This window comes from Kitasatospora sp. NPDC001547, from assembly GCF_042894165.1.
In the GTDB taxonomy this organism is placed as follows: Bacteria; Actinomycetota; Actinomycetes; order Streptomycetales; family Streptomycetaceae; genus Kitasatospora.
Genome location: NZ_JBIAVL010000017.1, coordinates 20,016 through 45,900 on the forward strand (window position 1 = coordinate 20,016; position 25,885 = coordinate 45,900).

General features: G+C 74.0%; 26 protein-coding genes. 10 read left to right on the forward strand and 16 right to left on the reverse strand.

The window, feature by feature from the left end; all coding sequences use genetic code 11:
- Positions 1 to 88: 88 nt before the first annotated feature.
- From ACFY0X_RS27185 to ACFY0X_RS27200, 4 genes are all read left to right on the forward strand, one after another.
- A complete protein-coding gene (locus tag ACFY0X_RS27185; protein ID WP_387758350.1) occupies positions 89 to 685 on the forward strand; it encodes a PadR family transcriptional regulator in 597 nt (198 codons plus the stop codon).
- Complete coding sequence (locus ACFY0X_RS27190) at positions 682 to 1,770, forward strand: FAD-dependent monooxygenase (RefSeq protein WP_387758352.1); 1,089 nt, start codon at positions 682 to 684, stop codon at positions 1,768 to 1,770. The genes ACFY0X_RS27185 and ACFY0X_RS27190 overlap by 4 nt, the downstream gene beginning before the upstream one ends.
- Positions 1,771 to 2,052: 282 nt before the next feature.
- A complete protein-coding gene (pruA, locus tag ACFY0X_RS27195; protein WP_387758354.1) occupies positions 2,053 to 3,681 on the forward strand; it encodes an L-glutamate gamma-semialdehyde dehydrogenase in 1,629 nt (542 codons plus the stop codon).
- A 161-nt stretch (positions 3,682 to 3,842) separates the two neighbouring features.
- Positions 3,843 to 4,772, forward strand: a complete 930-nt coding sequence (locus ACFY0X_RS27200) for a proline dehydrogenase family protein (RefSeq protein ID WP_387758356.1) — start codon at positions 3,843 to 3,845, stop codon at positions 4,770 to 4,772.
- Between the two features lie 59 nt (positions 4,773 to 4,831).
- On the opposite strand, the gene ACFY0X_RS27205 is transcribed toward ACFY0X_RS27200, so the two are convergent.
- The gene (locus tag ACFY0X_RS27205) at positions 4,832 to 5,425 is read right to left on the reverse strand and encodes a Uma2 family endonuclease (RefSeq protein ID WP_387758358.1); all 594 of its coding nucleotides are present in this window, start codon (positions 5,423 to 5,425) and stop codon (positions 4,832 to 4,834) included.
- Positions 5,426 to 5,572: 147 nt separating this feature from the next.
- Between ACFY0X_RS27205 and ACFY0X_RS27210 the strand changes: the two genes are divergently transcribed.
- The gene (locus ACFY0X_RS27210; RefSeq protein WP_387758360.1) at positions 5,573 to 6,265 is read left to right on the forward strand and encodes an RraA family protein; all 693 of its coding nucleotides are present in this window, start codon (positions 5,573 to 5,575) and stop codon (positions 6,263 to 6,265) included.
- Between the two features lie 4 nt (positions 6,266 to 6,269).
- Here ACFY0X_RS27210 and ACFY0X_RS27215 read toward each other — a convergent pair whose 3' ends face one another.
- From ACFY0X_RS27215 to ACFY0X_RS27230, 4 genes are all read right to left on the reverse strand, one after another.
- On the reverse strand, positions 6,270 to 6,758 hold the full coding sequence (locus ACFY0X_RS27215) for a GNAT family N-acetyltransferase (RefSeq protein ID WP_387758527.1): 489 nt from the start codon (positions 6,756 to 6,758) through the stop codon (positions 6,270 to 6,272).
- An 88-nt stretch (positions 6,759 to 6,846) separates the two neighbouring features.
- Entirely contained in the window at positions 6,847 to 7,812 is a 966-nt protein-coding gene (locus ACFY0X_RS27220; RefSeq protein WP_387758361.1) for an SGNH/GDSL hydrolase family protein, read from the reverse strand.
- A gap of 125 nt (positions 7,813 to 7,937) precedes the next feature.
- Positions 7,938 to 9,302, reverse strand: a complete 1,365-nt coding sequence (locus ACFY0X_RS27225) for a TerD family protein (protein WP_387758528.1) — start codon at positions 9,300 to 9,302, stop codon at positions 7,938 to 7,940.
- 171 nt (positions 9,303 to 9,473) lie between these two features.
- Positions 9,474 to 10,760 carry a hypothetical protein gene (locus tag ACFY0X_RS27230; RefSeq protein ID WP_387758362.1) on the reverse strand — a complete coding sequence of 429 codons (1,287 nt, stop codon included), beginning with the start codon at positions 10,758 to 10,760 and terminating at the stop codon, positions 9,474 to 9,476.
- A 329-nt stretch (positions 10,761 to 11,089) separates the two neighbouring features.
- Between ACFY0X_RS27230 and ACFY0X_RS27235 the strand changes: the two genes are divergently transcribed.
- On the forward strand, positions 11,090 to 11,593 hold the full coding sequence (locus ACFY0X_RS27235; RefSeq protein ID WP_387758363.1) for an SsgA family sporulation/cell division regulator: 504 nt from the start codon (positions 11,090 to 11,092) through the stop codon (positions 11,591 to 11,593).
- A gap of 58 nt (positions 11,594 to 11,651) precedes the next feature.
- On the opposite strand, the gene ACFY0X_RS27240 is transcribed toward ACFY0X_RS27235, so the two are convergent.
- Entirely contained in the window at positions 11,652 to 13,091 is a 1,440-nt protein-coding gene (locus ACFY0X_RS27240) for a GAF domain-containing protein (RefSeq protein ID WP_387758365.1), read from the reverse strand.
- A 538-nt stretch (positions 13,092 to 13,629) separates the two neighbouring features.
- Here ACFY0X_RS27240 and ACFY0X_RS27245 point away from each other — a divergent pair.
- From ACFY0X_RS27245 to ACFY0X_RS27255, 3 genes are all read left to right on the forward strand, one after another.
- Positions 13,630 to 14,298, forward strand: coding sequence for a phosphatase PAP2 family protein (locus tag ACFY0X_RS27245; protein WP_387758367.1), 669 nt, complete (start codon positions 13,630 to 13,632; stop codon positions 14,296 to 14,298).
- Positions 14,299 to 14,413: 115 nt separating this feature from the next.
- On the forward strand, positions 14,414 to 15,535 hold the full coding sequence (locus ACFY0X_RS27250) for a TIGR03364 family FAD-dependent oxidoreductase (protein ID WP_387758369.1): 1,122 nt from the start codon (positions 14,414 to 14,416) through the stop codon (positions 15,533 to 15,535).
- 11 nt (positions 15,536 to 15,546) lie between these two features.
- Complete coding sequence (locus tag ACFY0X_RS27255) at positions 15,547 to 16,221, forward strand: phosphonatase-like hydrolase (protein ID WP_387758370.1); 675 nt, start codon at positions 15,547 to 15,549, stop codon at positions 16,219 to 16,221.
- 62 nt (positions 16,222 to 16,283) lie between these two features.
- Here ACFY0X_RS27255 and ACFY0X_RS27260 read toward each other — a convergent pair whose 3' ends face one another.
- The 10 genes from ACFY0X_RS27260 to ACFY0X_RS27305 form a co-directional block, all read right to left on the reverse strand.
- Positions 16,284 to 16,913, reverse strand: coding sequence for a hypothetical protein (locus ACFY0X_RS27260; protein WP_387758372.1), 630 nt, complete (start codon positions 16,911 to 16,913; stop codon positions 16,284 to 16,286).
- Positions 16,910 to 17,596 carry a hypothetical protein gene (locus tag ACFY0X_RS27265; RefSeq protein ID WP_387758374.1) on the reverse strand — a complete coding sequence of 229 codons (687 nt, stop codon included), beginning with the start codon at positions 17,594 to 17,596 and terminating at the stop codon, positions 16,910 to 16,912. Before ACFY0X_RS27265 ends, ACFY0X_RS27260 begins: the two co-directional genes overlap by 4 nt.
- Entirely contained in the window at positions 17,586 to 18,914 is a 1,329-nt protein-coding gene (locus ACFY0X_RS27270) for a putative T7SS-secreted protein (RefSeq protein ID WP_387758376.1), read from the reverse strand. The genes ACFY0X_RS27265 and ACFY0X_RS27270 overlap by 11 nt, the downstream gene beginning before the upstream one ends.
- Positions 18,911 to 19,207 (reverse strand): hypothetical protein, encoded by a 297-nt coding sequence (locus tag ACFY0X_RS27275; protein WP_387758378.1) that lies wholly within the window; start codon positions 19,205 to 19,207, stop codon positions 18,911 to 18,913. Before ACFY0X_RS27275 ends, ACFY0X_RS27270 begins: the two co-directional genes overlap by 4 nt.
- A gap of 211 nt (positions 19,208 to 19,418) precedes the next feature.
- Positions 19,419 to 19,742, reverse strand: a complete 324-nt coding sequence (locus ACFY0X_RS27280; RefSeq protein WP_387758379.1) for a DMT family transporter — start codon at positions 19,740 to 19,742, stop codon at positions 19,419 to 19,421.
- A gap of 1 nt (position 19,743) precedes the next feature.
- Positions 19,744 to 20,505, reverse strand: a complete 762-nt coding sequence (locus ACFY0X_RS27285; protein WP_387758381.1) for an HAD family hydrolase — start codon at positions 20,503 to 20,505, stop codon at positions 19,744 to 19,746.
- A 61-nt stretch (positions 20,506 to 20,566) separates the two neighbouring features.
- Positions 20,567 to 21,652, reverse strand: a complete 1,086-nt coding sequence (locus ACFY0X_RS27290; RefSeq protein ID WP_387758382.1) for an ABC transporter ATP-binding protein — start codon at positions 21,650 to 21,652, stop codon at positions 20,567 to 20,569.
- A gap of 21 nt (positions 21,653 to 21,673) precedes the next feature.
- Entirely contained in the window at positions 21,674 to 22,519 is an 846-nt protein-coding gene (locus ACFY0X_RS27295; protein WP_387758383.1) for an ABC transporter permease, read from the reverse strand.
- Positions 22,507 to 23,484, reverse strand: coding sequence for an ABC transporter permease (locus tag ACFY0X_RS27300; protein ID WP_387758385.1), 978 nt, complete (start codon positions 23,482 to 23,484; stop codon positions 22,507 to 22,509). Before ACFY0X_RS27300 ends, ACFY0X_RS27295 begins: the two co-directional genes overlap by 13 nt.
- Positions 23,485 to 23,527: 43 nt before the next feature.
- A complete protein-coding gene (locus ACFY0X_RS27305) occupies positions 23,528 to 24,697 on the reverse strand; it encodes an ABC transporter substrate-binding protein (RefSeq protein ID WP_387758386.1) in 1,170 nt (389 codons plus the stop codon).
- Between the two features lie 340 nt (positions 24,698 to 25,037).
- On the opposite strand from ACFY0X_RS27305, the gene ACFY0X_RS27310 reads away from it, so the two are divergent.
- Positions 25,038 to 25,868 (forward strand): GntR family transcriptional regulator, encoded by an 831-nt coding sequence (locus ACFY0X_RS27310; RefSeq protein WP_387758387.1) that lies wholly within the window; start codon positions 25,038 to 25,040, stop codon positions 25,866 to 25,868.
- Positions 25,869 to 25,885 lie beyond the last annotated feature (17 nt).

Here is a 25,885-nt window from a genome sequence, read left to right on the forward strand (position 1 = left end):
CAGAGTCCGGACCCGTCATTTCAGAATAGTTGACTCTGACTATTCGGGACTGGATAGTCAGTACTGACCAAGAGATGAGGCACGTCTCATGGCGAAGCGACGCAAGGTGTCGAACCCGTTGGCCCTCGCGGTCCTGGCCGAACTCCTGGCCGAGCCGTTGCACCCGTACGAGATGGGGCGCCGGCTCCAGGAGCACGCGAAGGACCGCAACATCAAGTACAACCGCGGCTCGCTGTACATGGTCGTGGAGCAGCTGCGGAAGGCCGGGTTCGTGGCCGAGCAGGAGACCGTCCGCGACACCCAGCGGCCGGAGCGCACCGTCTACGCCATCACCCCCGACGGCAGGACGGAGCTCCGCGACTGGATGCGCGAACTCGTCGCCGAACCGCAGCACGAGTACCCCGCGTTCGGGGTCTCGCTGTCGCTGCTCATGGTGCTCCCGCCGGCCGAGGCCGTGGAGCTGCTGGAGCGGCGGAAGGCCGCGCTGACCGCCGAGGTGGCGGGCATCACGGCGGAGCTGCGCAAGGCGGCGGCCGAGGGCGTCGGCTGGCTCTTCCTGATCGAGGAGGAGTACCGGGTCGGCGTACTGCGGGCCGAGACCGCCTTCGTCGAGCGCCTGGTCGAACAGCTCCGGGAGCCGGAATTCGTCCGGACCTGGCACGAGACCTTCGGGAGGCTGCAATGAACGAGACGCGAACCGTGGACAGGGCCCTGGTCATCGGTGGCGGGATCGCCGGACCTGTGACGGCGCTGGCGCTGCGCCGGGCCGGCGTCGAGGCGGAGGTCTTCGAGGCCTACCGGACCTCCGCCGAGGGCATCGGCGGGACCTTCATGATCGCGCCCAACGGACTGGCCGCGCTGGCCGCCGTCGGGCTCGAGGCGGAGGTCGGCGCGGTCGGCCAGCCCGTCGGACGGACGGTCATCGAGGACGCCCGGGGCGGCGTCCTCGCCGAGCTGCCCGACGTCCGCGGCCGGGTGATGCGGCGCGCCGAGCTCTACGCGGTGCTGCAGCAGCGGCTGCGGGAGGAGGGCGTCCCCGTCCGGTACGACAAGCGGCTGGTCGGCGTCGAGGAGCACGCGACCGGCGTCACCGCCCGGTTCGCCGACGGCACCACCGCCGCCGGCGACCTGCTGATCGGCACCGACGGCACCCGCTCCGTCGTCCGCGGGCTGATCGACCCGGCCGCGCCCGGCCCGCGGTACACCGGCCTGATCGGGGTCGGCGGGTACAGCGCGCACCGGCTCACCGGCCCGCGCGCGGCCGGGGAGTCCATCCACTTCGCGCAGGGCGCGCGGGCGTTCTTCGGCTACTGGGCGCTGCGGGACGGCGCCGGGACCGCCTGGTTCAGCAACATCCCGAGGCCCGAGCAGCTGACGCCGGAGCAGGCCCGCGAGGCGTCGCGGGAGGACTGGCTGGCGCTGGCCCGCGACCTGCACGCCGACGACCTGCCCGCCCGGGAGGTCCTGGCGGCGGCGGACACCGCGAGCGTCGAGGTCTTCCCGCGGCTGGAGATCATGCCGTCCGTCCCGCACTGGTACCGCGACCGGATGGTGCTGGTCGGCGACTCGGTGCACGCCCCGTCCAACAGCTCCGGCCAAGGGGTCTCCCTGGCCGTCGAGAGCGCCGTCGAACTGGCCCGCTGCCTGAGCGGGCGGCCCGACCTGCCGAGCGCCCTCGCGGCGTACGAGGCGGCCCGGCGGCCGGTGGTGGAGGAGGTCGCCGCCAGGGCGGCGGTGGTGAACGGCCGGAAGGCGAGCGCCGGCGTGTGAGCCGGTGGTGCGCGCTGGGCTCCGAGCCGGGGTTCGAGCCGGAGCTCGGACCCCCGGTCCGAGCCGGGGCGTGTGAGCCGGTGGTGTGACCGGTGCGGCCGGTGAGGGCGGTTCGTGACCGCCGCGTGACCCGATTCGTCGGGCCGGACAACGCCGTACGGGGGAATTTAGCCGCTCGGCCAATCATGTGGCCCGGTGGCCAGGAATAGCGTTCGTGCTGTGGCCGGCGTGCGACCCGCGCCGGCAGTCCCCCCGCACTGAACGAAGGAGAGCGTGCGCTCTATGGACGCTGTGACCCAGGTCCCCGCGCCGGTGAACGAGCCGGTCCACAGCTACGCCCCCGGGAGCCCGGAACGGGCTCGTCTGGAGGCCAAGCTGAAGGAGCTGGGCGGCCAGGAGCCGGTCCAGCTGACCATGACGATCAACGGTGAGCGCCGGATGGGCGGCGGCACCGAGATCCACGTCGTCCAGCCGCACAACCACGCGGCTCGGCTCGGCACCCTGCGCAACGCCACCCAGGCCGACGCGCAGGACGCCATCGACGCTGCCCTGGCCGCTGCCCCGGCCTGGCAGGCGCTCTCCTTCGACTCCCGCGCCGCGATCTTCCTCAAGGCCGCCGACCTGCTGGCCGGCCCCTGGCGCGAGACCCTGGCCGCCGCCACCATGCTCGGCCAGTCGAAGACGGCCCAGCAGGCCGAGATCGACACCCCCTGCGAGCTGGTCGACTTCCTGCGCTTCAACGTGCACTTCGCCCGCCAGATCATGGCCGAGCAGCCGATCTCCTCGGACGGCGTCTGGAACCGCAGCGACCACCGCCCGCTCGAGGGCTTCGTCTACGCGATCACCCCGTTCAACTTCACCGCGATCGCCGGCAACCTGCCGACCGCGCCCGCGCTGATGGGCAACGTGGTGCTGTGGAAGCCGTCCCCGACCCAGCAGTTCTCCGCGCACCTGCTGATGCAGCTGCTGGAGGAGGCCGGCCTGCCCAAGGGCGTCATCAACATGGTGACCGGCGACGGCCTGGCCGTCTCCGAGGTCGCGCTGAAGCACCCGGCGCTGGCCGGCATCCACTTCACCGGCTCCACCGCCACCTTCCAGCACCTGTGGCGCGAGGTCGGCAACAACATCGCCGGCTACCGCACCTACCCGCGGATCGTCGGCGAGACCGGCGGCAAGGACTTCCTGGTCGCCCACCCGTCCGCCGACCCGAAGGTCCTGAAGACCGCGATGACCCGCGGCGCCTTCGAGTTCCAGGGCCAGAAGTGCTCGGCGCTGTCGCGGGCCTACGTCCCGGCGTCGATCTGGGCCGGCCTCAAGGACGAGTTCGCCGCCGAGGTCGACGGCCTCACCATGGGCGACGTCAGCGACCTGTCCAACTTCATGTCGGCCGTCATCGACGAGCGCTCCTTCGCCAAGAACAAGGCCGCGATCGACCGCGCCCAGGCCGACCCGCAGGTCGAGGTCCTGGCCGGCGGCACCTACGACGACTCGGTGGGCTACTTCGTCCGCCCGACCGTCCTGGTCTGCCAGGACCCGGCGAGCGAGTACTTCAAGGACGAGTACTTCGGCCCGATCCTGGCCGTGTACGTCTACGAGGACGAGAAGTACGAGGAGATGCTGGCCCAGATGGAGTCGGTGTCCGCGTACGGCCTGACCGGCTCGATCATCTCCCAGGACCGCGCCGCGGCCCAGGACGCGATGCACAAGCTGCGCTTCGCCGCCGGCAACTTCTACATCAACGACAAGCCGACCGGCGCCGTCGTCGGCCAGCAGCCCTTCGGCGGCGGCCGGGCCTCGGGCACCAACGACAAGGCCGGCGCCAAGCAGAACCTGGCGCGCTGGACCTCGACCCGCTCGGTCAAGGAGACGTTCGTCCCGCCGACGGACTACCGCTACCCGCACATGGGCTGACCAGCCCCACCGACCGCACGGCTCGTCCAGTAGCCACCGGTCACCCGCGACGCCCGGTCCCGCAGCCGGGCGTCGCCCCTCCGGGGCGGCGGGCACACCCCCCGCCGCCCGCCGCCCCGGCCTTTCTGCCACCCTTGGAAACACCAGCTCCAGGAGTCACGATGCTCCGTTCCGCCCTTCTCGCGGCCTCCCGGTCCCCGCAGGTCCGCACCGTGGTCGAGAAGTTCCCCCCGACCCACGCGATAGTCGAGCGCTTCGTCGCCGGCGACGTCCTCGACGACGCCGTCACCGCCACCGACGACCTGATCGCGACCGGCCGCAAGGTCACCCTGGACCACCTCGGCGAGGACACCCAGGACGCCGCCCAGGCCGCCGGCACCGCCGAGGCGTACGAGCACCTGCTCAAGGCCCTCAAGGAGACCGGCCTCGCGGCCGGCGCCGAGGTGTCGGTCAAGCTGTCGGCCGTCGGCCAGTTCCTCCCGGTGGACGGCGAGAAGATCGCGCTGGAGAATGCCCGCCGCATCTGCGCGGCCGCCGCCGACGCGGGCACCACCGTGACCCTCGACATGGAGGACCACACCACCACCGACTCCACCCTGGCCATCGCGCGTGAGCTGCGGGCGGACTTCCCCTGGCTGGGCGTCGTGCTGCAGGCCTACCTGCGCCGCACCGAGGCCGACTGCCGGGAGTTCTCCGGCGCCGGCTCCCGCGTGCGCCTGTGCAAGGGCGCCTACAAGGAGCCCGAGTCGGTCGCCTTCCAGGGCAAGCACGAGGTCGACCTCGCGTACGTCCGCGCCCTGAAGATCCTGATGGCGGGCGAGGGCTACCCGATGATCGCCTCGCACGACCCCAACATGATCAAGATCGCCGGCCAGCTGGCCCAGTGGAACGGCCGCAAGCGGGACTCCTTCGAGTACCAGATGCTGTTCGGCATCCGCCCCGAGGAGCAGCTGCGCCTCGCCGGCGAGGGCAACACGATGCGCGTGTACCTCCCGTACGGCCAGGAGTGGTACGGCTACTTCATGCGCCGCCTCGCCGAGCGCCCGGCCAACCTGACCTTCTTCCTGCGCGCCATGGCCACCCGCGGCTGACCCGGCGCCAACAGGCCACGGCCCGCACCCCTGACGGGGGGTGCGGGCCGTTCGCGTTCCTAGAGGAAGTCCTTGGTGTCCAGCTCGAATTCGAACGGGGTGGGAAGGGCGAGCGGTTCGCCGAAGGCCGCCAGGTGTACCTCCGTGTACTCCTCACGGTGCGGCTGGCTGAAGAGGCTGACCTGGGACTTCTCCCGATCGATGAGGAGATAGAGCGGGATGCCGGCTCGCGCGTAGCAGTGGCGCTTGGCGATGCGGTCCTGGTCGGGCTTGCTCGATGTGACCTCGGCGACCATGGCCACGCCGTCCGGTTCCATCCAGGGCGGGGCGCCGCGGAAGAGGCGGAGTTCTCGCGGCGCGAACGTCGCATCGGGGATGACGTGGTTCTTCGGACAGAGGCCGCCGCTGATCAGGCGGAGGCCCTTGCCGCCGGACACTTGCATGTGGACCGCTGATTTGGCCTTCACCTGGTCGATGAGAAGGTCGATGTAGTCCTCGTGATCGCCGTCCGGCGGTGGTGCCACGATGATCTCTCCCTCGATGAGCTCGGCCCGGAAGCCTTCGGGGGAGTGCAGGCTCAGGAAGCTCTCCAGCAGGATGTCGGCCTGCGATGGGGAGCCCGTGATCGGTTGCTCATGCGCCACAGCACTCATGATGCCCCTCCTTCAGGTGGTCGTCACGCTATTCGCTGCTCGGCGGGGTTGTGCCGTATGCGGCGGAGTTTCACTCGATGGTGTGAGTTTGAAGCCCGGCATAGGATCCGGGCTGGTGAACTTGGCTGTCGGTGAGAGGAGTTGGGGATGCTGAAGGAATTCTCGGAGCTGTCGACGCCGTTGGTGGCGGATGCCTGCGTGCGGCTCGGGGTGGGGTTGCGGGTGGCGCCGGCGGGGGTGGGGGCGGTGGTGTCCGGGGCCCGGGTGGCGGGGCGGGTGCTGCCGGTGCGGCACTACGGGAGCGTGGACGTGTTCCTGGAAGCGTACGGGGCGGCCCGGGACGGGGACGTGCTGGTGGTCGACAACGGCGGGCGGACCGACGAGGCCTGCATCGGGGACCTCGCGGTGCTGGAGGCGCGGGCCGCCGGGGTGGCCGGGATCGTGGTGTGGGGGCTGCACCGGGACACCCCCGAGCTGCGGGAGATCGGGCTGCCGGTGTTCAGCTACGGGGCGCTGCCGCTCGGACCGCTGCGACTGGACGACCGGGAGCCGGAGGCGCTGGTCACGGCGAGGTTCGGGCCGCACCTGGTGAGCACCGGGGACGTGGTGTTCGCCGACGCGGACGGGGTGCTGTTCGTGCCCGCCGACCGGGCCGCCGAGGTGCTGGAGACGGCCGGTGCGATCGCCCGGACCGAGCGCGCGCAGGCCGCGCGGATCGCCGCCGGGGACACCCTGCGCCGGCAGACCGCCTTCGACGAGTACCTGGAGCGGCGCGCCGCCGACCCGGCGTACAGCTTCCGGCAGCACCTGCGGCGGGTCGGCGGGGCGATCGAGGAGTAGGGGGTTACAGCGGCCGGTACATGACGTGCAGGCCGACGTAGCCCTCGACGGGGTGGTGGAAGGCCTCGGGGACGGTGCCGACGATCTCGAAGCCGAGCGACTCGTAGAGCTTCACGGCGTGGTGGTTGGCGGCGACCACCGCGTTGTACTGCATGGCGCGGAAGCCGGACCGGCGGGCCCAGTCGAGGGTGTACTCGACCAGGGCCCGTCCGATCCCCCGGCCGTGGTGGGCCGGGTCGACCATGTAGCTGGCGCTGGCCACGTGCGAGCCGTTGCCGGGGCGGTTGCGGTTCATGTTGGCGGTGCCGAGGACCCGTCCGTCCTCGTCCACCGCGACCACCGTGCGGTTCGGGGCGGAGAGCATCCACCACTCCCGGCCCAGCTCGGACGGCATGTCCAGGGGGTAGGGGAAGGTCTCGCCGGCGGCGACGATGGTGCGGAAGAAGGGCCAGATGGCGGGCCAGTCCTCGGGGACGGCCTCGCGGATGTCGATGGGCATCGGACCAGGATGGGGCCCGGCGGGCGGGCCGGCCAGCGGTTTTCCGCGGCCCGCCTGCCCGGCCGGGCAGGCAGGCCGGCGGTCAGCCGCCGAGGACGGCGTCCTCGATCAGGGCGGCGGTGTGCGCCTGGCCGGTCGCGTTGGGGTGCACCACGGCGTACTTGAGGGGCAGGACGCTGGTCAGCACGCCGTCCAGCCAGTGGTCGGCGTCGCAGACGCTGTGGCCGGCGCTGGCGGGGTAGAGGTCCACGAAGGTGTCGCCGTGGGCGGCGGTGCTCCGGGCGACGACCGCGTTGAGCGGCTCCAGCAGCGCGGTGCGGGCCCAGGCGAGGTCGCCGGTGGTGAAGGTGCCGAACTGCAGGGGGTTGCCGTACTGGCAGCGGGCGGCGTCCTCGGGGACGAGGTGCGGGTAGCCGACGGTGAGCACCCTGGCGGACGGGGCCGTGGCGTGCAGCGCGGTCAGCATCCGGTCGTAGTCGTCGCGCAGCCGGTCGAGGCGGTCGGGCAGGCTCGCGTCGAACTTGTCCTTGCAGGGCGTGCCCCGGCCGAGCTGGACGGCGCCGAGTTCGATGCAGCTCTTGAGGATCTCGGCGAAGCCGAGGTCGTTGCCGCCGATCCCGACGGTGACCAGGTCGGTGGCCGGGTCGACGGCGTCGATCTGCGGCGGGACGGCCGGGTAGGGGCCGTTGGGGTCGGTGCCGAGCGGCGGGAGCGGACGGCCGAGCGGGGACTGCGCGCTGGCGCGGACGCTGTCGGTGGTGGCGCCGCTGCAGCTGACGTTTCGCAGCTCGACCAGGGAGCCGAGGTCGCGGCGGAGGATCTCGGGATAGGACTTGACGGTGCGAGCGCAGCCGTCGCGCGGCTCGGTCTCGGCGCCGGTGGCCTCGATGACCCCGGCGGTGTAGGAGTCGCCGAGGGCCGTCCACCGCAGTGCGGTGGCGCGGTCGCCGGGCCGGGCGGCGGCCTGGGCGGTGGTGGGTGTGACCAGCCCGGCGGCGAGCACGGTGGCGGCGCCGGCGACGGCGAGGCGGGACAGGAAACGTGGCACGGCTCTCCTCCTCGGGGTGCGGGGGAGAGTGCGATTCACCCCCCGGAGAGTCAATCGAGTCGTCGCGGAGACGACTTGATGCCCCTGGGGGGTGAATCCGCGGGTGCTGAGGTGACGCGGGTGGGCTACAGCGCGGCGGCGGCGGGCTCGATCATCGCCCGCGCGGTCTTGCCGTCGACGTACTCGCCGAGCGCCGTCATCTCCCACTCGCCGCCCGGGCGGCGGACCAGCTTGCACATCATCACACCGGTGTGGGGCTCGGAGTTGGTGAGGTCGAAGCGGACCAGCTCCTCCTCCGTCCGGGCGTCCAGCAGGCGGCAGTAGGCGTCGCGCACGTCGGTGAACTTCTGGCCGGAGAAGGAGTTCACGACGAAGACCAGCCCGTGCACCTCGGCCGGCAGGCCCTCCAGGTGGACGGTGATCACCTCGTCGTCGCCGCCCCGGCCGCCGACCAGGTTGTCGCCGGAGTGGGAGATCGCGCCGTCGAAGATGCTCAGCTTCATGAACCAGGCCGTCTCCAGCCGCTTGTGCCGGGCGTCGAAGGCCAGGCAGGAGGCGTCCAGGTCGACGTCGCGGCCGCGGGCGGCGGACTTCCAGCCGAGGGCCATCCGGACGGAGGAGAGGAACGGGCGGCCGTTCTTGACCAGGGAGACCGAGCTGCCCTTGGCGAGGTTGACCCGGCCCTTGTCCAGGGTGATCTTGGCGGGGGCGGCCGGGGCGGGGGGCTCGGCGTACGCCGGGGGTGCCGCGGGCGGGGCGGCCGGGACGGCGGTCTGGCCGGTGGCGAGGGCGATCCGCGGGTCGACCGGGGCGGTCGTCGGCGCGGGAGGTACGGGAGGCACCGGAGGCACCGGAGGCGCCGGGGACACGGGCGGTGCGGCCGGCGGGGTCGGAAGCTGGACGGTCCGGTCCAGCGGGCGGGGCGGGGCGACCGCGGCCTCGGGAGCCGGCGGCGCGGCCGGCGCGGCGGGGGCCGGGGTGGACGCCGGGGCCGGGGAGTCCTCGACGGAGACGCCGAAGTCGGTGGCGATGCCCGCCAGGCCGTCGGCGTAGCCCTGGCCGACCGCGCGCACCTTCCAGGCGCCGCCCCGCTGGTAGACCTCGACCACGATGAGCGCGGTCTCCACGCCCAGCCGCGGCGGGGTGAAGGTGACCAGCACCTCGCCGGTGTCGGCGTCGCGGACGGTGGCGGTGGGCTCCATCCCGGCGAAGGTGGAGACCTGGTCGGCGGGGCTCGCGGTGACCACGATCTTGGTGATGCCGGCCGGGACGGCCCGGGTGTCGACGGTGATCGCGTCCGGGGTGCCGGCGGTGGCCGGGCGGTGGCTGACGCCGGGGCCGTCCGGGGCGTTGAAGAAGACGAAGTCGTCGTCCGAGCGGACCTTTCCGGCGTCGGTCAGCAGCAGGCCGGAGACGTCCAGCGCCTTGGGCGCGGCGACCTCCACGGTCACTCGCGCGGCGGTCAGCGGTGCGTTGCCGCCTTGGGTCAGGACGGTGGACACGGACTCCTCCTCGGGTGCGGAACGGCGGCCCGGCCGGGGCCGTCGGAGGCGCCGGGCCGGGTGCTGCTCACAGTAACGAACGAGGGTGCGGGGATGCGCCCGTCGGGAACGGCCTGCCGACGGATCGTCGGAGGACTGTTACACCCGGCCGTCGGCAGGTCAGCGCGCCACGGTGGCCGGGGCGGTGGGCCGGGCGGTGGTCGGGGCGGTGCCCGGGACGGCGTCCGGCTCGGGGGCCGGAGCGGCGGGCGGGACACCGGGCGCGGACGGTTCGGCGGCCGACGCCGGCACCGGCCCGAACCCGCCGAGCGCGGCGACCGCGCGGGGGTGGTCGAGGGCGAAGGCGGAGACGCTCCAGCTCTCCGCCGGGGCCGCCTTGCGCGCCGTGACGGACGGTTCGGCGGCCGGACGAGCGCCGCGGACCACGAAGGTGTAGTGGCCGGGCCGGACGTCGGTGCCGGGCGGGGTGGTGAAGCGGTAGACCAGGGTGCCGCGCTCCTGCTGGGCGGTCACCACGGCGCCCGGCAGGTCGGTCCAGGCGGCGCCGGGGCCGGGGGCCGACTCGCCCGGGGCGAGCCGGAACTCGGCCTGGAAGGCGGTGACCGGCTCGGCCACCGCGAGGGCCAGCTGGTGGCGCAGCCCGTCGCGGCCGAGCGGGGAGAGCAGGGCGGCGCCGGACAGCGCGTGGTCCGCGTCCGGGGCGGTGCCGGGGCCGGCCGGACCGCCCGCGTCCGGGGCGCCGGCGGCGCCGACGGTGTCCGGGAGGGGCGCGGCGGGCGGCGCCGGGTACGCGGGCGCGGCCGGCCGCGGTCCGGGGACGTTCGGCGCCAGGCCGGAGCCGGCCGGCGCGTAGCCGGGCTGCCCGGAGCCCGGGGGCGGCACCGAAGGGGAGGGGGAGGGCGAGGGCGAGGCGCCGGTCGGGGCCGGGACGCCGGCCTCGGTGCCGGTGAGCTGGGTGCCGGGGGCCGGCGCGTCCTGCCCGGCCGAGGCCTGGCCGCCGGTCTGGGGCGTGCCCGGGCCCGCGGTGCGGGGCGCGGGCGGGGTGACGGCGACCGGCGCGGCCGCCCCCGAGGGGCGGGCCGGGACGTGGGCGGAGGCGTGCGTCGAGGGCCGGCCCGTGGCGGGGCGGCCGGAGGCGGCGGACGACGGGCCGTCGGTCGGGGTCTGCGCCGAGACCGTCTCGGCCTGGTCGTCGGCGCCCGGCGTGGGCGGCGGGGTGCTGCCGACCCGGGCGACACCGGCCCGGCGGCCGATCCCCTGCTGTTCGTTGAGCAGCAGCGTGGTGGCGATGCTGATGCCGACCACGGTGGACATCGCCATCGCGGCGCCGGAGAAGCGCACGGTGGGCAGCCGGAACAGGCCGCCGAACGGGCGCGGCCGACCGTGCCGGCCCTGCCGTGCGGGCTCGTGCCGTACGTCCCGCGCGGTGTCCTCGCGCACAGCCAACGGACCCCTCCCTCCCCGAAGCCGCCGTCGCGTCGCCGTATTCTCCCACGCGCCGCCGCCGGGCCCGGCTCCGGCCGCACGGGGCCGGTGTTCCGCGCGGGCCCGCGCGGGGAGGGGGAGAGCGTACCAGCGGGGCGACCGCATGCCGATCACCCGCGTCACTTCGTGGACGGCCCTTCCCCACACGGAAGTTGACGCTCCGTCCGACGGGGGCGAGGGGCGGCGGCCGCCCCGGCCGGGGGGTCGTTGCAACCCCCTTGCAACCCTTGCCCGCCCTACCGGGCGTGACGCAGGCTGAGGACATCCCACGCCGTCCCGGAGAGACCGTCATGCCGCCCGACCCGCTGTCCGCAGCCTCCAGTGCACCCCTCGCCGCCACCCCCACGGGCGGCGATGGGGTCGGCTCCACCGCCGCTCCGGCGGCGGTGGAGGAGGAGGTCCTGATCCTGCGGATCTCGCTGGGCGAGGAGGTGGTCGGCGAGGTGCGCACCCGGTTCCGGTTCGACGCCGCGCGCCCGTACGAGGTGCTGCTGACCTTCCACCTGGGGCGGCCGGACGAGGCCGACTGGGTGTTCTCGCGCGAGCTGCTGCGCGACGGCCTGCGCACGCTGAGCGGCCAGGGCGACGTCAAGCTGTGGCCGGCGTACTGCCCGTGCCACGGCGCGACGCTGCACCTGGCGCTGGAGTCCCCGCACGGCAGCGCGCTGCTGGAGGCCTCCAAGCCCCGGGTGCAGGCCTGGCTGGACCGCACCTACGCGCTGGTCTCCGAGCACCAGGAGCGCCGCTGCGGCCCCACCGACGCCGATCTGGCCGCGCTGCTCGCCGACGGCTGACGCGCCCCGCGACGCGCCGGGGGCGGCGTCGGGCGACCGGACGGCAGGGGGCGGCGCGTCAGCGGCGCTCCGGCGACTCGGCGACGCGCGGCGGCGGGAGGGGCGGCGGAGCGCCGGGCAGCCGGGCCGTCCCGGCGGCCAGCGCGGCCCGCAGCCGCCGGACGGCCGGGGCCGAGGAGACGGGCAGCAGGTCGTACGGGTCGTCCGGCCCGTCCACGGTGACCAGCACCGACTCGGCGATCCGGTACGGCCGGTGGGCCAGCAGTCCGCCCAGGTAGCGGCGCAGCCGGGACAGCTCGGCGCGGACCGTCACCGTCCGGCCCGCGTCGCCGAACAGCGCCTCGGCGAGCTGGGCGGCGGTGCTGCCCTCCCGCCCGGTGGCGAGCAGGAGCAGCAGCTCGGCGTGGCGCGGGCTGAGCGGGTGCGACCAGCTGTCGGACGCGCCCCGGACGGACACCTCGGGGCGGTCCGGGCGGCGCAGGTCGAGCCGGAGGTGGGCGCCCTCGGCCTGTTCGGCGGTCACCGTCCCGGCGCCGTCCTCCTCGGCCGGCCGGACCGGGCGCACCAGCCAGCCGTCGGCGAGCGGCTCCAGCACGCACTCGCCGAGGCCGGGCACCCAGTGCACGGTGGCCGGGGTCCAGCCCTCGCTGGGCACCCGCAGCCGGCTGGGCGGCGGCAGCCCGGCCGCGGCGGCCGTCCACCCGGCCGCGTCCACCACCAGGGCCGGGCCGCCGACCCGGGCGAGCAGCGGGGCGGCCAGGGCGCGCAGCTGGTGCAGCGCCTCCAGCCGGTGGGCGCGCAGCTCGGTCTCGGCGAGCCGGGCGGCGGTGGCGGTGAGCTGGAGCAGGTACGGGCGGACGGTGTGCGCCGGGCCGCTCAGGTTGACGGCGCCGACCAGCTGGCCGGTGCCGGGGTCGCGCACCGGCGCGGCCACGCAGGTCCAGGAGTGGTGGCTGCGCAGGTAGTGCTCGGCGGAGTGGACGTGCATCGGGCGCTGGGTGCGCAGCGCGACCGCGATGCCGTTGGTGCCGACGCTCTCCTCGACCCAGCGGGCGCCGGTGATGAAGCCGATCCGGTCGGCGCTGCGGCGCAGGCCGCGCTCACCCTCCTGCCAGAGCACGTGGCCCTCGGCGTCGGCGACGGCCAGCAGCAACGGGGCCGCGCCGCCCACCTCCAGCAGGGTCTCGCGCAGCACCGGCAGGACGGCGTCGAGCCCGCTGGTGCGGCGGCGCTGTTCTATTTCGCCGGGGCCCAGCAGGACGGTGGCGGCGCCGGTGTCGGGGTCGAGGCCGAGGCGGCGCAGCCGGGCCCAGGAGTCGCCGATCTCGGGGCGGGGGTCGAGCCGGCCGGGGCCGTCGGCCTCCTCGGCGCGGGCGGGAGCGGCCAGTTCCCGGGCGGCGGCGTCGGCGAGGGTGCGGTCGTGGACCTTGGCCAGCTCCGCCGCGGTCGGCGGGGTGCGGCGCTCTGGTCGTCGGGACTGCCGTCCGGTCTGCCGCACTCGTTCCGCTCCTCGCCGCCGTTCGAGGACGCGTCGGGGCCGACGCGCTGACGAAAGCGTACGGGTGCGGTGGGCCGCTGGGGACGGGGTCCGGCAAGTCCGCATACCGGGCGGTACGAAACGGGGGCCGGCGTCGTGGGTCCGGTGCTGGGCGGTCGGCCGTGCCCGGGGCGTGACCGGCGCACGGAGGCGCGTGGGGGGCGCGTGTCCGGATGCTGGGCAGGCGAGGGGGCGCGGCCCGGCCGGTGGGCGCCGGGCCGGTCCGTACGGTGGCCGTCGGCCGGGTCGGAGAGGTCGGCTGGGGGCGGTCGGAGGGGTCCGCGCGCTGCCCGTCCCCACCGTACGGGAGGTCCGCGTCGCCGCGGTGCGCGCCGGGTGCCCGCGGCAGTGCGCACCGGTGACGCGCTGGGTTCGTCCGTACCCGGAAACGACGGATATCTGCTGCGGATCATCGGTCTGGTAGTAGTTGTCTCCTGTTCCCCATTGTTCTCGAACTGTTTCGCGCCCGTCGGGTGCGACGTCACGGAGGTGACGCGTGATGCCCTCCCGGGTGCTCGCCGTGTACGACGGCAGCGGTATCGACGGCGACCTGTACACCCGGGTCAACCGCTGGGCGCAGTCGGCCCCGCACTGGCTGGACGAGCTGATCAAGGTCTGGTCGGCGTTCGGCCTCGGGCTGTTCGCGGTCTTCATGGTCCTCGCCTGGTGGCGGGCGCGCGGCGCGGACTCGGCCGTGATGGCCAGGGTGCTGGCCTCGCCGGTGGTCGTGGTCGTCGCCTACGGCGTCAACTCGGTCTTCAAGGGCGCGGTCGAGGAGATCCGGCCGTGCGCGCAGATCCACGGCAGCGTCGCGCTGGAGACCTGCCCGGGCACCGGGGACTGGTCCTTCCCGAGCAACCACTCGGTGATCGCCTTCGCCGCCGCGGCCTCGCTCTGGTTCGTCGACCGGCGGCTCGGCTGGGTGGCCGGCCTGTTCGCGGCGCTGATGGCCGCCTCCCGGGTCTGGGTCGGCGTGCACTACCCGCACGACGTGGCGGCGGGCGCGCTGGTCGGGTTGCTGGTCGCGGTGGTGCTGACGCCGCTCGCCGGACGCTGCGGACCGCTGGTGGACCGGATGCGGGCGGGCGCGCTGCGGCCGCTGCTCGGGGCGGGGGAGCTGCCGCTGGTCGGCCACGGCCACTCCGCCTACCGGGCGCAGCAGTACTGACCCCCGGCGCCGCCGGAGGATGACCGGCGGGTTGTCTGTACAACTTTTCAGGTGGTTCATCTGCGGGACGGCGCGCCGACGCCCCCTGGACACCTGGGCGCACCAGCCTGGCCGCATGAGAGTCATCGTCGTAGGAGCGGGCGTGCTGGGCACCATGCACGCCTGGCAGGCAGTCGAGCGCGGCCACGAGGTCGTCCACCTGGAGCGCGAGACCGAGGCGCGCGGCGCCTCGGTGCGCAACTTCGGCCTGGTCTGGGTCAGCGGCCGGGCGCGGGGCGAGGAACTGGACACCGCGCTGCGGGCCCGCGAACTGTGGGAGTCCATCGGCGCCCGCGTCCCGGACCTCGGCTTCCGGGCCAACGGCTCGCTCACCGCGATCCGCACCGAGGCCGAGCTCGCCGTCGCGGAGCAGGCCCTGGCCCTGCCGGACGCCGCCGCCCGCGGCTACCGGCTGCTCGACGCCGACGAGACCCGCGCCGCCAACCCGGCCCTGCGCGGCGAGCTGCTGGGCGCCCTGTGGTGCGGGCGTGACGCCGCCGTCGAGCCCCGCACCGCCCAGCCCGCGCTGCGCCGGTACCTGGAGTCCACCGGCCGGTACACCTTCCTGTCCGGACGCGAGGTGCGCGACGTGGTCGGCGAGAACGCCGTCCGCGACGACCACGGCGACGTCCACACCGGCGACCTGGTGGTCCTCTGCACCGGCGCCTGGCTCGGCGGCCTGGTCCGCGAGCTCGCCCCCGCCCTGCCGGTCCGCCGGGTCCGGCTCCAGATGATGCAGACCGACCCGCTCGGCGAGACCCTGACGACCTCCGTCGCCGACGGCGACAGCTTCCGCTACTACCCCGCCTTCGCCGGCACCGCCCTGGACCGGCTGCGCGCGACCCAGCCGCAGCCGCCGGTCGCCGCCGAGCACCGGATGCAGCTGCTGATGGTCCAGCGCCGCGACGGCGGACTGACCATCGGCGACACCCACGAGTACGACCAGCCGTTCGGCTTCGACGTCGTCGAGGACCCGTACGACCACCTGGCCGGCGTCGTCGAGGACCTGCTCGGCCGCCCGATGCCGCGGATCCGCCGCCGCTGGGCCGGGGTGTACGCGCAGTGCGTCGACTCCACCCGGGTCGTCCACCGCGAGCGGGTGCGCGACGGCGTCTGGCTGGTCACCGGCCCGGGCGGCCGCGGCATGACCTGCTCGCCCGCCATCGCCGAGACCACCGCCGAACTCGCCAACCTGTGAGGACCACTGTTGTGACTACCGACATCCGCCTGGTCGTGCTCGACATGGCCGGCACCACCGTGGCCGACGACGGCCTGGTCGAGCAGGCCTTCACCGCGGCCGCCGCGAAGCTCGGCGTCGAGGCCGGCAGCCCGGAGTTCGACCCGATGCTGGCCCACGTCCGCGCCACCATGGGCGAGTCCAAGATCTCCGTCTTCCGCCACCTGTTCGGCGAGGAGGAGAAGGCCCAGCTGGCCAACGCCGCCTTCGAGGCCGCCTACGACGAGCTGGTCGACGCCGGCCACTGCACCCCGCTGCCCGGCGCCGCCGAGGCCATCGCCGAACTGCGCGGCCGAGGCCGCAAGGTGGTGCTCACCACCGGCTTCTCCCGGACCACCCAGGACCGCATCCTGGACGCCCTCGGCTGGCAGTCCGTCGCCGACCTCACCCTCTGCCCGGCCGAGGCCGGCCGCGGCCGCCCGTACCCCGACCTGGTGCTCACCGCCCTGCTGCGCACCGGCACCGACTCGGTGCGCCGGGTCGCGGTCGCCGGCGACACCGGCTACGACATGCTGACCGGCACCCGGGCCGGCGCCACGGTCGTCGCCGGCGTCCTCACCGGCGCCCACGACGAGGCCCGCCTGCGGGCCGACGGCGCGACCCACGTCCTCGCCTCGATCGCCGACCTGCCCGCCCTGCTGGGCTGACCCGGCACACCGGCGACGGGCGGGCACCACGCGGTGCCCGCCCGTCGCCGGGGCGAATGCGCTCAGGCGGGCGACGGACCGGGCCTGCGTACGGACCAGAGCACGGTGCCGGCGATCAGCACGTTGCAGCCGATGAACAGCAGCGGGTAGGCAGGGGAATCGACCTCGCCGGGCAGCTTGGGGGCGACCCGCCCGGCCGGGTCCATCCGGACGGCGACCACGTCACCGCGCTTGAACCGGGCGTCGGGCTCCTCGAGCGGGCCACCGGGGACCTCGTCGTTCAGCTCCGTGGCGGCGAGGGTGTACGCCCGTCCGGTGCCGTGGAGCGAGTCGGTGACCTTCTCGTCGAGGACCACGGCATCCACCGTCCGGCCCGAGCCCAGGATCAGGTTGGTCCAGGCTACGGAACCCGAGAGGTACGCGACGAAGGCGACCGCGCAGACGGCCGTGCCGTAGACGAACATCCTCTTCTGGAACGCGGGGTTGGTGTCGGCGTCGCGGCGCAGGGCGAACGCGATCAGCATCACCAGGGGGTAGCCGAACCCCACCACGGTGGCGAGGAACGAGTTGACGTAGACGTCCAGCGCGATGACGGCGACGAGCATGGCGGTGGAGAGGGCGACGAGGACCAGCGCACCCCCGACTCGGCGCGGCCCGCTCCGAGTGCCCTGCTCGGACTGGTCGAGGGTCACCCGAAGGCCTTCCGGATGTTGTCCCACTGCTCGGGCGGCAGGGCGTCGCGGCTCTCGTCCCGGGGCGGGTGGAAGGAGATGCCCCGGTACGCGGCGGCGACCAGCGGCAGCCACTCGTCCCAGTGGTCGACGTCCTCGGTGGTGAAGACGGCGGCGACCACGTGCCGGCTCCACGGGTGCGGGACCAGCAGTTCGAGCTGGCGGACCGTGCTGACGGCCGGCTCCGGCACGCCCCAGACCGCGCCGGGCACCGGGACGGTCAGTTCGCGGGCGGCCAGGGCGGCGCGGCCGATCGGCAGCTCCACCACGCCGACGTCGGCGTCCGGCCAGGCCTCGGCCAGCTCCGCGGCGACCCGCGCCGGGTAGCTGCCCGACGGGCCGAGGTCCTGCGGGCGGAGGAAGACGGAGAGCACGCCGTGGATCGGACCGCCGTCCTCGGCCCGGACCAGACAACCGGAGACGTGGACCGCGCCTTCCCGCAGCTGGGCCTGGAGCGCGGTCTCGGACGCGATCACGGCGGCGAGCTTCTGCTCGGCCCCGGCCTCGGGGAAGAGCGCGTCCAGTCGCTCCGCGAGCCGGGCCATCCGGTCGCCCGGGTCCTCGTCCAGGTCGACGGCCGTGAAGCCCGCGGGCAGGTCGAGCCAGAGCGGAGGGTTGGTGGCCCCCGGAGTCTCAACGGCCATAGCCGGCCGCCCATCCGCCCATGCCGAGCAGGTTGCCGACGGTGGACACGCTGCCGATGACGACGTTGGCCTTGCCGCCTCCGGCCACCATGCCCGCCGAGCCGACGACGCTGTTGCCGCCGGTGGTGTAGTTGACCGCGCTGGCCAGGTCGTCGCTCGGGCTGTCCTGCGTGAGCGCGTACGCGGTCGGGGTGTTGAGCCCGGCGGTGGTGGCGGCCTGCACGCCGTCGGAGATGTTCATCGCCGCGGCCCTGGAGACGCCGAGCTTGACGGCCGGCTTCTCGATCGCCGTGGTGAACACCGGGTTGGCCGGGTCGATCGCCCGGGCGGCGGTCCGGACCTCGGTGGATCCGGCGGAGACCGCGCCGCGCACGCCCGCGCCGGCGGCGCGGGCCTCCCGGACGGCGGTCACGCCCTTGGCCGCGACGCCGACGCCGGGGATCGCCCCGAGGACGTCGCCGCCCAGGGTCAGCCAGTTGCCGATGTACTTCTGCGGCGGCCACAGCTGCCCCTTGGCCGCGTACTGGGTCGCGTGCGCGCCCGCGGCGGCGGCGCTCAGCAGGAGAGCCGGCAGCGCGAAGGCGGGGAAGAAGATCGCCGCGACGCCGCAGACGCCGGCCGCCACCGTCAGGAGGTCCGCGCCGTGGTTCTTGAACCAGTCGCCGACCTTGCTGAGCCAGCCCGGCTCCGGCGGCGCCTTGCTGTCGGCGGCCTTGCGGACGGCTTCGGCCGTCTTCCGGGCGTCCGACTCGTGGGTGCCGGCCAGTTCGTGGGCCTGCTGCTGGAGGCCGGCCAGCTCGTTGGTGGCGCTGGTGAGCAGGTTGGCGGCCGAGTCCAGGTGGCTCTTCGCCTTGTTGTAGCGCTGTTCGGCGGCGGCGAGGCCGGCGTCGTCGGGGAAGTGCTGCCCGGCCAGTCGGAGGTCGGGGGCGGCGGCCGCGGCGCTGTGGGCGTGCTCCGCCTCCTCCTTGCGCTTCTTGGCGGCGACCGCGGAGGCGGCCAACTCGGCGGCCTTGGGCTGGTGTTCGGTCAGCGCCTGGTACCAGACGTCGAGTGCCGTGTAGGCGGCGGTGATCGAGTCGGAGGCGTCCTGGAGGTAGCCGGGCAGCTTGCCGAACTGCGTGGCGAACTGCTTGGCCGCCTCGCCCGTCCACTCGCCCTGGTTGCCGGAGAGCTGGGCGAGCGTGGTGTGCACGCCGCTCAGGTGCTGGCCCACCCGGCGCAGGCCGTTGCTGAGCGCGGTGACGGCGGCGGGGTCGCCGGGGGTGGGGTTGAAGCCGAGGCCGGACCAGTCGGGCGCCGGCGGCGTCGGGGCGCTCACGACTTCCCCGCCGGGGCCAGGACCTTGACGATGCTCTGCTCGGTGCCGTCGTAGTTCTTCCGCACCTGTTCGAGGCCCTGGTCCAGGACCTTGACGCACTCGCGGACCTTCTTCAGGCCGAACTGCCACTTGTCCTTGAAGTGCCCGCAGGCCTCGTCCAGGAAGTCGAAGCCGGTGCCGGTGTGGCCGGCCGCCTCGAAGGCCTTGAGCCCCTGTTCGAGCTCGTCGCCGCAGCCTCTGAGGTCCTGGGCCAGCTTGGTGAGGAATTCGGTACTGACTCTGAAGTCGGCCACTTTCGCCCCCCGATGCGTCTTTTGTCGGACCGGGCGAGCATAGCCCCGACCAGTGCGTCGATGATCGCCGCTGCGGGGGTCGGGGACAGGATGTTTGCGCGACCTTTACGGGCCGTCGACGCACTCTTGACGCCGACGGTCCCGGTGTGAGGCGTACACGGACGATGGGGTGCCGGCGGCGCCGGTGGCCGGTACCGGAGGTGACGATGCGTCAGGAATGGCCGCCCTTGAGGTTGAGCACGACCACCCCGACGATCACCAGCGCGATGCCCAGCCACTGGAGCCTCCCGAGCGACTCGCCGAAGGCGACCACGCCGATCCCGGCGACCGCCGCGGTGCCGGCCCCGGACCAGACCGCGTAGGCGATCGAGACGGGTATGTGCTTGAGCGCGCGGCCGAGCAGCACGAAGGAGAGCGCGTAGCCGACGCCGACGCCGAGGCTCGGCCAGAGCCGGGTGAACCCCTCGGTGAGCTTGAGGCAACTGGTGGCGCAGACCTCGCTGACGATGGCGAGGGCGAGCAGGAGATAGGGCATGTCAGGGTCGAACCGCGCCGGCCGCGGCGAGCTTCCCGAGCAGGGCGAGGTCGGCCAGCTCCAGGCTCGCGAGCAGGGTGATCCGCTCGCCCCGCGGCATCGGCACCGCGGTGGACGGCACGGCGAGCACGGCGCAGCCGGCCGCGGTGGCGGAGGCGACGCCGGTCGGGGTGTCCTCGACGGCGAGGCAGACGGCCGGGTCCAGGCCCAGCCGCTGGGCGGCGGCGAGGTACGGGTCGGGCGCGGGCTTGGTGCGCTCGGTGTCCTCGGCGGCCAGGGTGACGGCGAACCAGTCCCGGCCGATGGCGGACAGCACCAGGTCCACCACCCGGCGCGGGGAGGCGGAGACCAGCGCGGTGGGCACCCGGGCGTCGCGCAGCGCGGCGAGCAGGGCGAGCGCGCCGGGGCGCGGCACGGTCTCGGCGGCGACCTTGGCGGCGAAGGACTCGCCCAGCCGGGCGGCGAGTTCGGCCTCGCCGAGGGCGGTGCCGCTGACCCTGCGCAGGTGGGCGGCGGTGTGCTCGACGGCCTGGCCGAGCACCTCGGGGGCGTCCCGGTCGGTGAGCGGGTGGCGCAGCTCCTCGGCGAGTTCGGCGGCGGTCCGCCACCACAGCTGCTCGGTGTCGACCAGGGTGCCGTCCATGTCGAACAGGACGGCGGCGGGCAGCGCGGCGGCGGGCCGGGCGGGGTGCGCGGGTCCGGCGGAGTGCGCGGATCCGGAGGAATCGGGCCCGGTGGAGTCGGGCACGGCGGTGTCAGGCATGGCGGTACCTTCGGTGGTTCTTCCGGTGGTTCTTCGGACGGAGCGGGGAGGTACGAGGCTCTCAGGCGGCGCGGCGGTCCACCAGGACCGGGCGGTCCGGCAGGGTGAGCGCGGCCCGCGCGCCGGCCGGCAGCGCGGCGGCGGCCTCGGTGGGCAGGTCGGCCTTGACCTCGGTGCCGTCGTCCAGCCGGACGGTGAGCCGGGTGACGGCGCCCAGGAAGGACGCGGTGACCACCAGCGCGGGGCCGTCCTCGGCCGGCGCCAGGAGGACGTTCTCCGGGCGCACCAGCACCTGGAGCTCGCCGTCGGCCGGGATCGCGCCGTCCACCGGGTGCCGGCGGCCGAGCACCTCGACGCCGTCCGACGTCCGGGTGCACGGGATGCGGCTCATGGTGCCGACGAACTCGGCGACGAAGGCGGTGGCCGGCCGGCCGTACAGCTCGGACGGGGCGGCGCACTGCTCCAGCCTCCCGGCGCGCAGCACCGCGACCCGGTCGGCCATCGACAGCGCCTCCTCCTGGTCGTGGGTGACGAACAGGGTGGTGATGCCCAGCTCCTGCTGGAGGCGGCGGATCTCCTCGCGCAGCTGGAGGCGGACCTTGGCGTCCAGCGCGGACAGCGGCTCGTCCAGCAGCAGGACGCGCGGCTGGAGGGCGAGCGCGCGGGCGAGCGCGATGCGCTGCTGCTGGCCGCCGGACATCTGGTGCGGGTAGTGCTCGGCGCGGTGCGGCAGGCCGACCAGCTCCAGCAGCTCCTGGGCCCGCCTGCGGCGCTCGGCCTTGCCGGTGCCGCGCATCCGCAGCCCGAAGGCGACGTTGTCCAGCGCGGTCAGGTGCGGGAAGAGGCTGTAGGACTGGAACACCATGCCGGCGTCGCGCTTGTGCGCGGGGATCGCGGTGATGTCCCGGCCGTCGACCAGGACCTCACCCGAGTCGTGCTGCTCGAAGCCGGCCAGGATGCGCAGCGCGGTGGTCTTGCCGCAGCCGGACGGGCCGAGCAGGGCGAGCAGTTCGCCCGGGCGGACGGTCAGGTCCAGGCCGTCGAGGGCGGTGGTGGCGCCGAACGCGCGGCGCAGGGAGCGGAATTCGACGGTGGCGCTGCCGGGGGAGAGCGTGACGCCGTCGGCGATGGCGGTGGCCGTGGTCATGACTGGTGACTCCGGGGGGTTTCAGGAGGTGGCGGTCTTGGCGTGGCGCTCGCGCCCGGCGGTGGCCAGCAGGAGCAGCAGCAGCCAGGTGAGCAGCAGGCTCAGGATGGAGACCGCGACCGACATGTGGGCCTGGCTGTTGCCGACCGAGTAGATCCAGACCGGGAAGGGCTGGAAGCCGAGGATCGACGCGGCGGTGAACTCGCCGAGCACCAGGGCCAGGGTGAGGAAGGAGGCGTTCAGCAGGGCCCCGCGCAGGTTCGGCAGGACGACGGTGAACACCGCGCGCGGCCAGCTCGCGCCGCAGTTGCGGGCGGCCTCGACCAGGGTGCGCACGTCCATCGAGCGCAGGCCGGCGTCCAGGGCGCGGTACGCGAGCGGCAGGGCCATCAGCACGTAGGCGATGACCAGCACCAGCGGGAAGTCCGGGTCCTGGACGAACACGAAGGTCTGGAAGAACGGGGTGTCCATCAGGTAGTCCGGTCCCCAGCGGAGCACGCCGATGAGGCCGGCGGTCAGCGCGACCGGCGGGACGACCAGCGGCAGGGTGCAGAGCACGTCGATGACCGGGCGCAGCTTCGGCGAGCCGAGCCGGACGGCGATCAGCGCCGGGACCAGCAGGAGCAGCAGCACCACCACGGTGACCACGGCGAGGCCGAGGGTCAGCCAGAGGCTGTCCAGGAAGCCGGGGGCGGAGAGCAGCCCGGTGTAGGCGTCGAGGCTGAGGCCCTTGGGGTCGTCGATCGAGAACCAGAAGGAGGCCGCGAGCGGGACGAGGAAGTAGACGCCGGCGAGCAGCAGCACGGCGCCGCGCCACCAGCGCACGGTGCGGCGGCCGGGGCGGGCGGGGGTGGTCAGCTGAGCCATCGGGCGCTCCGGCGCTGGAGGGGGAGGTACACGGCCATCACCAGGACGGCCACGACGATCATGTTGAGACTGAGGGCGAGGGCGAGGTTGCCCTGGCCGACCAGGACGTTGCCGGAGAGCGCGTCCGCGATCGAGCGGCTGACCAGCGGGACGGTCGCGCCGACCATGGCGGCGGCCGTCGCGTACGCGGCGAAGGCGCTGCCGAAGAGCAGCACGAAGCCGCCGAGCAGGGAGGGCAGCAGGATCGGCAGCGCGACGTGCAGCCAGTACTGGAGGGTGGTGGCGCGGTTGTTCTGGGCCGCCTCGCGCCACTGGGTCCGCAGGCCGTCCAGGGCCGGGGTGATGGTGAGCACCATCAGCGGGACGAGGAAGTACAGGTACACGATCGTCAGGCCGGTGAAGGAGTACAGCGACCAGCCGTGGTCGGTGAGGTGCAGCAGCTTGGTGATCTCGCCGGCGTTGCCGAGGGTGGCGACGAACGCGAAGGCGAGCGGCAGGCCGCCGAAGTTGGCGAGCACGCCGGAGGCGGTGAGTACCGCCTGGCGCAGCCAGCCGTGCCGGGAGGTGACGACGGCCTGGGCGAGCGGCAGGCCGAGCGCGGTGGCGAGCAGCGCGGTCAGCGCGGAGAGCTTGAGGCTGCTCAGCATGGCCGTCCGGTAACCGCCCTGCACGGAGGCCGTCAGGTTGTCGAAGGTGAACTGCCCGGCGCCGGTCTCCGCGTCGCTGGAGGTGGTGAACGCGCCGATCACGATGGCGACGGTGGGCAGCCCGAAGCCGATCAGGAAGAACAGCAGCAGCGGTACGGCGGCCAGCCAGGACGCGCCGCCGAGGCGGGCGAGCGGGCGGCGCCGCGGGGTGGGCGCGGTGGTGGCGGGGGAGGTCGTGGCGGTGGCGGACGCCCCCGCGCCGCCACCGGGGGAGGTGGCGGCGGGGGTGGTCGGCACCGGGGTGGGAGCCGTGGTCATGAGTGCCTTTTCTCAGCCCGAAGTGCGGTGCGCGGCGCGGGTGTCAGCCCGCGATGGCCTTGGTCCAGTTCTCGGTGACGACCTTCTTGGCCGCGTTGATCTGGTCGACGGTCGGGAAGGTGGTGAACGGCTTCTCGACGGTGGGCAGCTTGGCGGCCGCGGGGGCGTCCAGGGTGCCGTCCTTCTTCAGCGCCTCGAAGGTGGAGGGGGTGGCGTAGCCGCCGAGGAAGAGGTTCTGGCCCTCGGTGCTGAACAGGTACTCCTGCCACAGGCGGGCGGCCGCCGGGTGCGGGGCCCACTTGTTGACGCCCTGGTTGTAGAACTGGGCGTAGGAGCCGTCGACCGGGATGGAGACCTTCCAGTCGACGCCCTTGTCCTTGAACTCGTCGGTGTAGCCGGCGTTCAGGTAGGACCAGTCGATCGAGATCGGGGTCTCGCCCTTCTCGATGGTGGCCGGGGTCGACTCGACCGGGTTGAAGTTGCCGGACTGCTTCAGCTTGCCGAAGAAGTCGATGCCGGGCTGGATGTCGTCCAGCGAGCCGCCGTTGGCGAGTGCGGCCGCGTAGACGCCGCCGAAGGCCGAGCCGGACTTGGTCGGGTTGCCGTTGAGGGCGACCTGGCCCTTGTACTCCGGCTTGAGCAGGTCGGCGAAGGTCTTCGGGCAGTTGGCGATCTTCTTGGCGTCGCAGCCGATGGAGACGTAGCCGCCGTAGTCGTTGACGGCGGCGCCGTTCGCGTCCTTCATGGTGTCCGGCACCTTGTCGAAGGTGGCCACCTTGTAGGGGGCGAGGATGCCGTCCTTGACCGCCTGGAGGGCGAAGGCGCTGCCCAGGTCGACCACGTCGGGGGCGCGGTCCTGGCCCTTGCGGGAGTTGATCGCGTTGATCTCGTCCTGGCTGGAGCCGTCCGGGTTCTCCTCCTCGACCTCGATGCCGTACTTCGCCTTGAAGCTGTCGATGATCCTGCCGTAGTTCGCCCAGTCCCGGGGCAGCGTGATGACGTGCAGCTTGCCCTCCTTCTTGGCGGCGGCGACCAGGCCGTCCATGCCGCCGAAGTCGGCGGCGGAGGTGGCCGTCCTGGCGTCCTTGGCGCCGCCCTTGGCGGTGTCGCCGGACTTGGCGCTCGAACCGGCGGAGCCGCAGGCGGTGAGGGAGAGCGCGGCGGCGGTCAGGACGGCCGCGAAGGCGGCGGCGCGGGCGCGGTGCACGGTCACGGGGAGGTCTCCTGTTGAGGGGGCGTACTGCGAGGGGCGTTCGCGGGGGGCCCGCGGGCTTGCGTCTCGCGAAGGGCGGCGGACCGGCCGGGTGAGCGATCGATCGACGTCGTCCGAGTTGACTAGCCAACTTCGCTGACGGCAGTAAGTACGCCGGAGCCCGGTGACGGGAAGGTGAACGGACGGCCCAGAGCCGGGGTCGGCTGCGGGAACGGTGGAAACCGGCCATCGGAGCGCGATCCGTTCGGTGCGATGCTTCGAAGGCGCAGCGGGATAAGGTCGGGCTGTCCGCGCCGGTACGGCTGCGCAGGACACCGCCCCAGGAGGGACATTGACTGACGTGGCAACTGAGCCCCAGCGCCCCGAGGCCGAGGGGCGCCCGGCAGCCGGGGGCCCCTCGGCCGCCGGGGAGAGCCCGGCCGAGCGCCCCGGCGCGCTGTACCGGAAGGTGGCCGCCGACCTGCGCGAGGCGATCACCACCGGCGCGTTCGGCGAGGCCGGCCGGCTGCCCGCCGAGGGCGCGCTGGCCGAGCAGTACGGCGTCTCCCGGGGCACCGTCCGCCAGGCGCTCGCCGTGCTGCGCTCCGACGGGCTGGTCACCTCCCGCCGCGGCACCCGCCGGGTGGTGCTCGGCGGCGCCCGGGTGCAGAGCTTCTCCGAACTGCTCAGCTTCACGCACTGGGCGTACTCGATGGGCGAGGAGCCCGGCGGCATCCTGGACTCGCTGGTGCGCCGCCCGGCCGACGCCGCCGAGCGCGAGCAACTGCGCCTGGAACCGGGCGCCGAGGTGTACGTCATCGTCCGGCTGCGCACGCTGTCCGGCACGCCGGTGATGGTCGAACGCACCGTCTACCCGCCGCGGGTGGGCGAGATCGTCGCCGAGCTGCCGCCGGACGTGGTCTCGCACACCGAGGTGCTGCGCGAGCACGGCATCCTGTTCACCGACGCCGACCACACCATCGACATCGTCCCGGCCAACGCCGAGGACGCCCGGCTGCTCGGCTGCCGCCGGGGCGGTCCGCTGCTGCGCGAGCGGCGCCGCACGACCGACCCGACGGGCACGCCGGTGGAGTGGTCCCAGGACCGCTACCTGCCCGGGACGGTGGCGTTCAGCGTGCACAACTCCCTTGCCACTTCGGCCCTTTCGCGGCACGCGCGGGAGCTGGACTGAGCCGGCCCCCGCGCCGC

Bases quoted from the DNA above. Each gene is read 5' to 3' on its own strand.
- ACFY0X_RS27185 (WP_387758350.1), top strand. From the start codon at position 89: ATGGCGAAGCGACGCAAGGTGTCGAACCCGTTGGCCCTCGCGGTCCTG.
- ACFY0X_RS27190 (WP_387758352.1), top strand. From the start codon at position 682: ATGAACGAGACGCGAACCGTGGACAGGGCCCTGGTCATCGGTGGCGGG.
- pruA (WP_387758354.1), top strand. From the start codon at position 2,053: ATGGACGCTGTGACCCAGGTCCCCGCGCCGGTGAACGAGCCGGTCCAC.
- ACFY0X_RS27200 (WP_387758356.1), top strand. From the start codon at position 3,843: ATGCTCCGTTCCGCCCTTCTCGCGGCCTCCCGGTCCCCGCAGGTCCGC.
- ACFY0X_RS27205 (WP_387758358.1), bottom strand. From the start codon at position 5,425: ATGAGTGCTGTGGCGCATGAGCAACCGATCACGGGCTCCCCATCGCAG.
- ACFY0X_RS27210 (WP_387758360.1), top strand. From the start codon at position 5,573: ATGCTGAAGGAATTCTCGGAGCTGTCGACGCCGTTGGTGGCGGATGCC.
- ACFY0X_RS27235 (WP_387758363.1), top strand. From the start codon at position 11,090: ATGCCGCCCGACCCGCTGTCCGCAGCCTCCAGTGCACCCCTCGCCGCC.
- ACFY0X_RS27245 (WP_387758367.1), top strand. From the start codon at position 13,630: ATGCCCTCCCGGGTGCTCGCCGTGTACGACGGCAGCGGTATCGACGGC.
- ACFY0X_RS27250 (WP_387758369.1), top strand. From the start codon at position 14,414: ATGAGAGTCATCGTCGTAGGAGCGGGCGTGCTGGGCACCATGCACGCC.
- ACFY0X_RS27265 (WP_387758374.1), bottom strand. From the start codon at position 17,596: ATGGCCGTTGAGACTCCGGGGGCCACCAACCCTCCGCTCTGGCTCGAC.
- ACFY0X_RS27280 (WP_387758379.1), bottom strand. From the start codon at position 19,742: ATGCCCTATCTCCTGCTCGCCCTCGCCATCGTCAGCGAGGTCTGCGCC.
- ACFY0X_RS27285 (WP_387758381.1), bottom strand. From the start codon at position 20,505: ATGCCTGACACCGCCGTGCCCGACTCCACCGGGCCCGATTCCTCCGGA.
- ACFY0X_RS27290 (WP_387758382.1), bottom strand. From the start codon at position 21,652: ATGACCACGGCCACCGCCATCGCCGACGGCGTCACGCTCTCCCCCGGC.
- ACFY0X_RS27295 (WP_387758383.1), bottom strand. From the start codon at position 22,519: ATGGCTCAGCTGACCACCCCCGCCCGCCCCGGCCGCCGCACCGTGCGC.
- ACFY0X_RS27300 (WP_387758385.1), bottom strand. From the start codon at position 23,484: ATGACCACGGCTCCCACCCCGGTGCCGACCACCCCCGCCGCCACCTCC.